This is a genomic window from Mesorhizobium sp. LNJC391B00 (genome assembly GCF_000502535.1).
In the GTDB taxonomy this organism is placed as follows: domain Bacteria; phylum Pseudomonadota; class Alphaproteobacteria; order Rhizobiales; family Rhizobiaceae; genus Mesorhizobium.
This window is the reverse complement of record NZ_AYWI01000034.1, coordinates 1-3,409: the sequence shown is the minus strand read 5'-3', so window position 1 is coordinate 3,409 and position 3,409 is coordinate 1. Positions and strand designations below refer to the sequence as shown.

The following is a 3,409-nucleotide window of genomic DNA, read 5'->3' as shown; positions in this document are numbered from 1 at the left end:
TGACGTGAACAATCACCAGCCTGCCATGACCGCCCCCTCTCAGCGAATTTGCAGAACTCTCAGCACACTACCCATAAGAGGCGCGGCCGCGGCGCATGTCTCGCCGCAACCGGCGCCTCTGCCCTCCCAGGAGGAACTGCTGCAAGCCTACAGTGAGTGGCTGTTCTTCGAACGTCTGCTGCTTATGCGCGACATCTACCCTGGCGAGCGCAACCCCTACCGCCAAACAGCCCTCGTGCCCTGCAACACTCTTGCGGCGCATTACCATTTCCCGCTACGATGACCGAGAGTTATAGCCCGACATGGGAAACGGTGCCCTCGCCAGCCACGCGTGCGCTGCTCGTCTTGCAGACTGTCGGCGTTGACTTCAGGCCGCTGAGTGAACGGCAATGATCTTTCGTTCAGAAGGAAACTGCCATGCGAACGACCGAACGTGATCGACCGCCTTCCGGCTGGTTTGTGGTCGACGTGATGCGCCGCGAAGCCCGGAAGTGGGACTGGGCGGCGCTTGTCACCGATACGCATCCTGACGACGATCTAGAAGCTCGGATCTTTGCGAAGCAGTGCTGGGTCCCCATTCCCGGCAAGCACCGAAACCGAGATGCGGCTTGGGATATGTTCGAGGCGATGTCAGCCACGCGGCACTGACTGACTTTCATTCCGCAGAAGAGAAACGAACAGCCCGCTGCTGCTGGTGGCGGGTTTTTCATGTCGCGTTTCATGTCGCGTCCATCAGCCGCGCATCAGTAAAAACCGTCGGAAACCAAGGATACTCAGTTGCTACATGGTGTAACATGAGCTGAATATTACAGAAACAAGTGGTGCCCAGGGGCAAGTAGGAAATGTCTGTGCTTTCAGATCTTACCACGCACATGGCCTGCGGACAACCAACAGAAATACCAACAATATATTCTGGTGGGTTATTTCATTCCTCCCGGAATGTCCGACTGATTTGGTCCGACAGCGGCTTCACGAAATAGGAAAGCGCCGTACGCTCGCCCGTCTGGACCATTGCTTCGGCCGGCATACCGGGCACGAGCGTCAGGCCCTTGAGCTTCGTCAGTTCCGCCTGCGGAACCGACAGGCGCACCAGGTAGTACGAAATGCCGTTTTTTTCATCCGTCGCCAGATCCGCTGCGATCCGGCTGACATATCCGTTCAATATCGGCGTGGTTCTCAGATTGAAGGCTGACATCCGCAGCACGGCCTTGTGACCAAGCTGGATTTGGTCGATGTCCTTCGGGGTGATTCGTACTTCAAGCGCAAGATCGTCGCCTTCCGGCACGATTAGCATGATCGGATCGGCGGGCGTAATCACTCCGCCGACCGTATGAACTGCGAGTTGTTGAATGGTGCCTGACTGCGGCGCGACGATATCGATCCGCCGCAGTTCCTGTTCAACCGCCACCTTGCGCTCAACATACTCCCCGACCTGCGCCTGAACCTCTCTGAGCTCCTGGCCCACTTCCGACTTGAAATCCTGATCGATCTGCGGGATCTGCAGGCGCGTTTCGGCTATGCGGGCTGCCGTCTGTGCCTGATCTGCGATCTTCTCACCGCGTTCGCCACCGAAAGTGGCAACCTGGATCTTCAGGCTGTTCAACCGTTGGTCCGAGACAATGCCTTGGTTGCGCAGCCCACTTAGAACAGCAATTTCCTTTTGGAGAACCTGGATCATTTTTTCACAAGCAATTTCCTGCGCCTTGAGTCCTTCGATCTGGTGGTGATATTGAGTAATGCGTTCCGCCAATTGCGCCTGCTTCCCGTCGCGGGATTGCCTGCGGAATTCGAACAGCAACGTCTCGCTATCTATTGCCGAAGCTACGTCCGGAACATCTCTTCGGGCGAGTAGCCAGTCCGGGAAGGCGATTTCCGCGAGATCGTCACGCTCAGCATCGAGTCTTGCCAGGTAGGCGGCCAGCTCATCGAGCCGCTTGGTGACTATGGCGAGATTAGCGCGCGTCTGGGTGGCATCGAGCCGCATGAGGATGTCGCCGGCTTTTACTTTATCGCCTTCGCGCACAAGGATTTCTCCCACCACCCCGCCAGTCGGGTGCTGCACCTTCTTGACATAGGAAACGACGACAAAGTGTCCGGACGCTACAACCGCACCGGAGAGATTCGTGAAGTTCGCCCAGGCTCCGGCTCCTCCCACAAAGATCACGCTCGCCAGAAGGCCCGCCACCAGGTGGCGGCGAATGGAGCTTGAAACGTCATTGTTCTGATCAATGCCGGACACCGGTATCCTCCATGTCAGCGCGCTCTGCCACGTTATCCTGCGTAGACTCGATGGCCTTCAGGACTTTGGAAGGCGCACCGAATGATCGCTGCCGTCCACCTTCCATCACCAACACCAAATCCACGGCGCGGATGACGCTCGGCTGATGGCAGACAACAACCGCAATGCCCTTGCGCTCGCGCACGGAGGCGATCGCCTTAGCGACTGCAGCTTCGCCTTCCGCGTCGAGATGGATATTGGGTTCATCCAGCACAACAAGGAAAGGGTCTCGATAAAGGGCACGGGCAAGACCGATAAGCTGGCGCTGCCCGGCGGAAAGTGCCGATCCGACCTCACCAATCGGAGTTTCGTATCCGTGCTCAAATCGGAGGATCAGTTCGTGCGTGCCCGCTGCTTTCGCCGCGGCGACAATNCCTCACCAATCGGAGTTTCGTATCCGTGCTCAAATCGGAGGATCAGTTCGTGCGTGCCCGCTGCTTTCGCCGCGGCGACCATAGCCTCAGGGTCAGGATCATGTTCAAAACGAGCAATGTTTTCGGCAATGGTGCCGTCGAACAGTTCAACACCTTGTGGTAGATAGCCGATATGACGGCCTAGTGCTTCCCGGTCCCATTGTTCGAGGCTTGCGCTGTCAATGCGAACCTTCCCGGCGACCGGCGTCCATGCGCCGACGATGGCGCGCGAGAGTGTCGACTTGCCCGAACCCGATGGACCGATGACCCCGAGTGCGCTTCCCGCCTGAATGGCAAACGCAATGCCGGTCACGGTCGGCTTGCTTTCGCCGGGCGGAACGATTGTCACGCCTTCCAAGCGCAGTTCGCGTTCAGGTGCAGGCATAGGCACAACAGGAGCGATTTCAGGAACCCTTTCCAAGAGGTCCTCCAGCCGCGCCCAACTCTGGCGCGCAATGAGGAAGGGTTTCCAGCTTGAAATGACCAGATCGACCGGAGCCAGCGCACGCCCCATCATGATCGAACTGACAATCATGACCCCGGCCGTAGCCTCTTCCCTGACGACAAGGTACGCACCGACGGTAAGAATGGCCGATTGCACCTGCAGGCGCAAGTCGGCATTACATCGCGCTGCTTGCAGCAGGCCATTGCGTGCCATGTTGTGGGCAACGGTATCGCTTATCGGCCCTTGCGAGAGAGTGTTGGCAAGGAGTGTCAG

The 3,409-nt window shown here is 58.1% G+C and carries 3 protein-coding genes and 1 pseudogene; 2 read left to right on the top strand and 2 right to left on the bottom strand.

Going from position 1 to position 3,409, the window contains the following annotated elements:
• The coding region (locus tag X750_RS1000000166680; protein WP_210164064.1) for a hypothetical protein at nt 1-283 on the top strand (283 nt) is incomplete at its 5' end.
• 134 nt (nt 284-417) lie between these two features.
• On the top strand, nt 418-648 hold the full coding sequence (locus X750_RS134355) for a hypothetical protein (protein ID WP_031202508.1): 231 nt from the start codon (nt 418-420) through the stop codon (nt 646-648).
• A 277-nt stretch (nt 649-925) separates the two neighbouring features.
• Here X750_RS134355 and X750_RS134360 read toward each other — a convergent pair whose 3' ends face one another.
• Nucleotides 926-2,239 (bottom strand): HlyD family type I secretion periplasmic adaptor subunit, encoded by a 1,314-nt coding sequence (locus X750_RS134360; RefSeq protein ID WP_031243881.1) that lies wholly within the window; start codon nt 2,237-2,239, stop codon nt 926-928.
• A pseudogene (locus X750_RS01000000163580) lies at nt 2,226-3,409 on the bottom strand (ATP-binding cassette domain-containing protein); the annotation flags it as partial. The gene X750_RS134360 and the pseudogene X750_RS01000000163580, both read right to left, overlap by 14 nt.